The 6,187-nt window shown below is 38.5% G+C and carries 8 protein-coding genes; 5 read left to right on the top strand and 3 right to left on the bottom strand.

The window, feature by feature from the left end; all coding sequences use genetic code 11:
* The coding region (locus tag AC1DVK_RS14140; RefSeq protein ID WP_477626737.1) for a DUF1641 domain-containing protein at nt 1-307 on the bottom strand (307 nt) is incomplete at its 3' end.
* Between the two features lie 335 nt (nt 308-642).
* Here AC1DVK_RS14140 and AC1DVK_RS14135 point away from each other — a divergent pair.
* Nucleotides 643-813: a hypothetical protein gene (locus AC1DVK_RS14135; RefSeq protein ID WP_155727412.1), complete on the top strand. Its 171-nt coding sequence runs from the start codon at nt 643-645 to the stop codon at nt 811-813.
* A gap of 246 nt (nt 814-1,059) precedes the next feature.
* Here AC1DVK_RS14135 and AC1DVK_RS14130 read toward each other — a convergent pair whose 3' ends face one another.
* Complete coding sequence (locus AC1DVK_RS14130) at nt 1,060-1,257, bottom strand: hypothetical protein (RefSeq protein ID WP_477626736.1); 198 nt, start codon at nt 1,255-1,257, stop codon at nt 1,060-1,062.
* Between the two features lie 417 nt (nt 1,258-1,674).
* Nucleotides 1,675-2,259, bottom strand: a complete 585-nt coding sequence (locus tag AC1DVK_RS14125; protein WP_477626735.1) for a DJ-1/PfpI family protein — start codon at nt 2,257-2,259, stop codon at nt 1,675-1,677.
* A gap of 149 nt (nt 2,260-2,408) precedes the next feature.
* On the opposite strand from AC1DVK_RS14125, the gene AC1DVK_RS14120 reads away from it, so the two are divergent.
* From AC1DVK_RS14120 to AC1DVK_RS14105, 4 genes are all read left to right on the top strand, one after another.
* Entirely contained in the window at nt 2,409-2,840 is a 432-nt protein-coding gene (locus AC1DVK_RS14120; protein WP_410861581.1) for an Lrp/AsnC family transcriptional regulator, read from the top strand.
* 131 nt (nt 2,841-2,971) lie between these two features.
* Nucleotides 2,972-3,802, top strand: a complete 831-nt coding sequence (locus AC1DVK_RS14115; RefSeq protein WP_410861580.1) for an STAS domain-containing protein — start codon at nt 2,972-2,974, stop codon at nt 3,800-3,802.
* An 895-nt stretch (nt 3,803-4,697) separates the two neighbouring features.
* Nucleotides 4,698-5,387 carry a WxL domain-containing protein gene (locus AC1DVK_RS14110; protein WP_477626734.1) on the top strand — a complete coding sequence of 230 codons (690 nt, stop codon included), beginning with the start codon at nt 4,698-4,700 and terminating at the stop codon, nt 5,385-5,387.
* 25 nt (nt 5,388-5,412) lie between these two features.
* Complete coding sequence (locus tag AC1DVK_RS14105; protein WP_477626733.1) at nt 5,413-6,108, top strand: WxL domain-containing protein; 696 nt, start codon at nt 5,413-5,415, stop codon at nt 6,106-6,108.
* Nucleotides 6,109-6,187: the final 79 nt, after the last annotated feature.

Here is a 6,187-nt window from a genome sequence, read left to right as displayed (position 1 = left end):
CTTCTGCACGATCCTTAGCTTCGATGGCGTTAGCTGCAAGACCTTTCACTGAGCCCACTACAGGTGTAGCGATCTCCGAAATGGCGCTGACCGTATCATTTTTCAAAACATCATCAGTCGCAACAGATTGAGCGAAATCATAAGACTTTGTTAAAATATTCACTAATTCAGTCAGTTTTGGTAACTGCTCAACTAAAGTGTTCAAGGATTCCTGAACCTCGGGCTTTAATAATTGGTCCAGTACATCTAATTGTTTTTGGCGTGCATTAATTTGTTCAGTTTGTGATTGGGTAATCGTTTCTGACATATCCAATTCTCCTTTGCAATAAGCATTTTGTTGATGTAAATAGAAAAACTTGTAAAAAATTACACAAAGTGTGACACAAAAAATACATTTAAAAATGTAATGAAAGCTATCCTATAGTATATCCCTTTAGCTTCATGAAAACAGCTGATTTTTTAAAAATATTCAAAAAATGCGCTTTTCCTGCATATATGATAGACCAATTTTAATGAATGGTCTATGTTTGATCTAAAAGCTTTTACTAAAACGGTTATTTTATCCTAGAGCAAGGTGTCTATCATTATCATCATACATATTTCAATATTTATTCGCCATCCTAAATGATGGAGGTGAAAAATGTGGCGGATTCAGAATCAAAATTTGTAGAAGAGAATAATGATAAGAGGCAAAATAAACTGGTTGGCAGTATGGACTATACTAAAGAACAACTATTGGAAGGCATGAATGGAATTTCTGAAGTTTACCTCAAAAACAGTGAGGAGGGCACATTGGAAACACCTGATAAATAATATTGTTGTGTAAGCATACTTAAAATAACAGGAACAATCGCAAACATTGGCTTGAGGAAAACGTTCAAATCGTTGAAGATAAATTCGCCAATGGGGAGCTGGATAGTTTGGATGTCATTCGCCAGCATGGTGTAATCATCGATTATGCAACGAATAAAGTCTTGCCAGAATCAACAAAACAGTTCCGTGAATCCATGAAAACCCGTTCATTGGCTTATTGGAAGTAACCTGAAAAAGGTTCCGAATTCATTCGGAACCCCTGACTGTAGATGAACTCGAAAAAAACGAGTTTGCCTGCAGTTTTTTTCTTTTTGAAAAAAAGATCCAGTTGATTTCAGAAATCCGCTCCCTTTCCGCCGACTGTCTGCCAAGCCTCCTCACCGCAAGCGGCTGCGGGGTCTCGGCTAGCCAGTTATTCGGCAGGAGTGTCGCAAATTTCTTCACTCTTTTAAGGGTTTCATCCGTATAAAATAGTAATAAACATAACCAAAGGTTTCTTTTAAAATCATGGTTTGGAATTAGACCATTCCGTACCTCTTTTTGCCGCTACTTTCACGGTCCGTTGTCCTTCATAATTGCTTTGATATCTTCCATGTTTCAAGTTTTCATCCTTCTATTTTAAAAAGACTGTAGGAGAAAGAGTTCGGAAAACGCATTTAAATAATGTTCCTGAACCAACTGACCTAAAGTAACACCTTCGACTCCAAGTATGATTTCCATCTGTATTTTGTAACAAAGTTGATTGGAGCGGGTGTACGAGACCCCGAAGGCGCAAGCCGAGGAGGCTCCCCGACCGCCCGCGGAAAGAGAGTTTCTTGAGCGAAAATCAACATCCAAATCGTGTAGGTTTCGAAGGCCTATTTAATGGAAACCCATCAATTCCTTCACATGTTTACAATTTTCTTTGGAAGTTAGCATTTCCAAGAGCGTAAAGGCAACATCGAATGCTGTGGAAGGATTGTAGGATGTAATGATATTGTCCGTGACGACAATCGGTTCATTAACGACAATCGCACCAAATTCTTTTAGCTGACCCTGTCTCTTACTTGTTGGATGATTGTATGTAGTGGCTTTTTTTTCATTCAATATTCCGCTTTTTCCTAGTGGGAGAGAACCGACACAAATGGTTGCTATGATCTTGTCCTTATTATGAAAATACTTAATAACATCAAGAAACCTCTGATCATATGCATCATCATAGAAACCGGCTTCTTCAAAACCTCCTGGAATGGCCAAAGCATCGAAGTCATCAAGGTTCACTTGATCGAGGGTCAATTCCGGCTGCACCATGAAATTCCATGTGCATTTCAATTGTTCATGAAGTCCTACTGTAACCAGATCAGTCGTACCATCACCCTCTAATTTATTCCAGCCTAATACATCTGTAAACACACTTGCTTCAACCGCTTCGAATCCATTGGATAGCAGCATCAATACTTTTTTCATAGTGTATCCCCCTTATTTATATTTGTATTTATTATATAAAAAGCTAATTCCTTAATACATACGATAAATTATGTAATCATTTCATTTCTATTTATTTTATAATGTATTTAGGTGAATTTTATTAATAATAAAAAGTGAGGGTGATCGAATTGGATCGAACGGATAAAAAGATACTTTCCTTGCTGGAGAATAATGGGCGCATGTCCATGAAAGAACTGGCACATGAAGTTACCTTAACAGCCCCAGCAACGAAAGAACGTGTTAATAAATTAGAGGAAAGCGGAGTGATAAAAGGATATAAAACGGAAATATCCCTAGAAAAACTTGATAGGAGCATAACAGCATTCATTTTATTCGAAACGGATAGATGTAAAGACTTTTATCATTTTAGCTTGAGTCATCCTGAAGTTCTGGAATGCCACCGGTTAGCCGGTCAATACAGTTATCTTATTAAAATAAGTACATTTTCCATGGAAACACTGGAAGAATTCGTCGATGAGGCCATTAAATACGGGAAATCGTCCACCCATCTGATTTTTTCCTCCGCATCGAAGAATGTATTTTCAGGCGAGGAGATTTAAGCAGGATTTAAATTATATGCTGCCGCCAACTCTTTAATATATAGCAATTTGCAGGAAAAAACTCCATCATTATAGAAACTAATAGTAACAAAAATCACAGTTGAAAGTTACAAAAAAGGGAGTGGAGAAGAGTGGGTTTTGTTTATGATGAAGATAAAATAATGGAATTCCTTTTGCAGAATAAAAGTGAGTTTGAAGAATATCTTTTATCAGCAGCGGTCAATGTCAGGGATAAAATCGAAGAAATCCTGCTGATTGGAAATGTCGATCTTTTGAATAATGCACATAAGCTCGTCCGTTATATAGTGGAGCAGAATGAAACGGATTTGATTGCCTTTGCCGAACAAGAGGGAGTTACGTGGGCAACCCACTCCTTGACGCTTTCATTCAAGCTGGAATGGATTCAGGCCCTCCGCAGAACGCTTTGGACCTTTCTTTATAAGTTCGAACAAGAAAAGAAAGCGTTTATTGAGGATTCCAAGGTCTTTTTTGATTTAGAGAAAATAGTGAATGAAAAGGTTGATGTATTTCTTAAATCCTTTTTCGTAAGTTACTCCGATTACAAAGACAAATTGATTCTCGCCCAGCAAAACTTGGTGGAAAATCTATCCGTCCCGATCATTCCCATCACTTCCACCACCTGTGTCCTTCCGTTAATTGGGACAATCGATTATTCACGGATACAGATAATCGAAGAAAAGGTATTGATGGAGATTGGTAAACTTCGGATACAAACCTTGATCTTGGATTTGTCCGGTATCATCGAAATGGAAGTTGAAATGATCACTGATTTAATGAAAATCCTCGATGGAACGGCAATGATGGGGTGTAAAGCTGTGGTGACTGGATTACGCCCAGAGGTTGTTATCAAGATGATCCGTTCAGGGGTTCAGTTAGATGGTAAAGCAGAAACAAAGGGTACGCTGCAGCAGGCCTTGATGGACTATCTTGTAGTCACCTAAATCGTGAAATGGAAGTCGCCATGTTGTGGCGGCTTTTTTTGGTGGCTAATTTGGGGTGTTAAGGAAATCCATTCACTGCTTTTTTTGACTCGGATAAGTAGATATGTATAGAAATTGACGTACAACGATACATTTATTCATTATGTGAACAACTTTTACTGGTTCTCGAAATGAGGGTATGTAGAAAACTAGGAAGATCACAGTAGGTCAAGATGCCACGGATCGTTTGTAGCTATAAGTAAATTTCCAATGAAGGTTAGCCTGAAGCAGGTTAACTTTTTTATTAATCGTTAAGTAGCGGCCGCCTATCCGCAAACACCCTCATTCGTATATGGTTTAAGATCCATTTCTGAATCTCCATCTTCTAAAAAAAAAACTTTGTGCCGACTTCTTCCCCTTTCATTCCAACCAATAACCCCTTTCTATAATTATAGCGAACTTTCTTTCTCACTTGATGCATCAAAAAACAACTTGTAAGTCACTAAGAAAAGCAAAATCATGAGTTTCTTAAATGGAGTTTCTTAAATGGAAAAGCAAAATTCATTATTGAAACAATGTTTTAATTTTTAACTTATATAATGATTTTCATGAAGTTGAGCCAAGAACCGTTCTTGTTCCGTACCCTATCTCGATAACTTGATAACTTAGGAAACTCATTTTTATTAAGGCGTAAATATTCTAGTGATTGGCATTTTGTATGTATGAAAGGTATTGGTAGTCCCAGCTATTGATGCTGCAGCCTATCAACCTACAACAGGAGAAATGGAGATGGTGAAAATATAAGAGGTATGTTCAGCGTTTTAAGGGGTTTCTAGAGGGATTCAAGAAAGGTATTGTTGCAACTTCATTTAGTAGGCATTTAAATCTTCATAAAAATTAAGGAGGAATTGAAAAAATGAATGTAAAAAAGGTTCTATTTAAAGGACTGGCAGCGGCAGCCTTGCTGGTATTCGTGACGCCTGCATTTGCAAGCGCGGTTGATCCAACTGAAGTATTAGGAAGTGAAAACGGTAAAGGAGCCACTTCACATGGCCATATCACAATAATGCCAGCAGATGAAACAACAGGTCCAACTGACCCGATCGTTCCTAGTGAACCGGATGGGGAAACAGGAAATACAGGGGCGCTAACAATTGATAATGTCTCGCCTTTAGAATTTAATACCCACCAATTATCCGGTGGAGCTGTGGAATATTCAACAACTACAAAAAAACCAAACGTTCAAATAACGGATATTCGTGGTACTGGTGCTGGGTGGACATTACAGGTCTCAACTTCACCATTCAAGGATCTAACTGATGAAACGATGATTCTAAAAGGTGCCACTGTTACACTTCCAATCGGGACTGCAGTTACAACTCCAGGAAATGTTTCACCTGCACCAGAATTAAGGGAAGTACAATTAGGTACTGATTCTGAAGGAACTGCACCACAAATCCTTATGTCTGCTCAAGATTCAAAAGGAATGGGAACGTGGGTAGATCAATTTGATCCTAGCAACTTGAAAATACATGTTCCTGCAGGAAACTTAGCTGGAGAGTATGTCTCAACATTGACTTGGAGTCTATTGGATGCACCACAATAATATAAAAAACCATGAGGTGAGGAAGATGAAAGCAATTACCCTGTCAGTGGCAGGAAGTATGATTCTGGCTGGATTTATCTTTTCGACAAATTCAGCGGAAGCAGCTGTCGTGAATAGCGCTATTTCCAAAAATTATATTGATTTTATTCCGGATGAGGGGATTACCAAGCCGGTAGATCCGGTCAATCCAGATGAACCGGATCCATCGAGTCCGATTGATCCTATAGATCCAGACAATGGCGGAACGGGAAATAGTGGATCTTTAACTTTGGACTATGTCTCCAACATCCAATTCGGAACCCAAAAAATTATGAGTGGGAACACTACATATAACGCAAATAATAAAGACCCATATGTACAAGTTTCAGATAAACGCGGAACGGGCGAAGGATGGGTTTTGACAGCAAAGGCTTCTGAATTAAAAAATAGCACTGGGGAGTCTTTACAGGGGGCTGAGTTAACATTCAAAAATGGACAAGTAAAATCACAATCATCAAATGTTTCTGAACCGCCAACGGCTTATGACGTTACATTTGATAATAGTGATTCAAAAAAATTCATGGAGGCACCTTTAGAAACTGGCCGCGGAACATGGCTGGACGTATTTTCAGGTTCTGACGGCGATAATGGTAATGTGCAACTAAAAGTTTTGGCTGGCTCAGCTGAAGCCGAAAGTTACAGTGGTACTGTAACATGGGAATTAACCAACGCACCTAGCTAAATACTCAAATAGGGCTTGGCTTTATAAGAAATTATGTAAGCCAAGTCCCATTAATATATATCACATCATGTTGAAACTA

This window comes from Peribacillus sp. P4_B1 (assembly GCF_056402395.1).
Note: the sequence above shows the minus strand (reverse complement) of the source record. Positions and strands in the feature narration are given on the sequence as shown.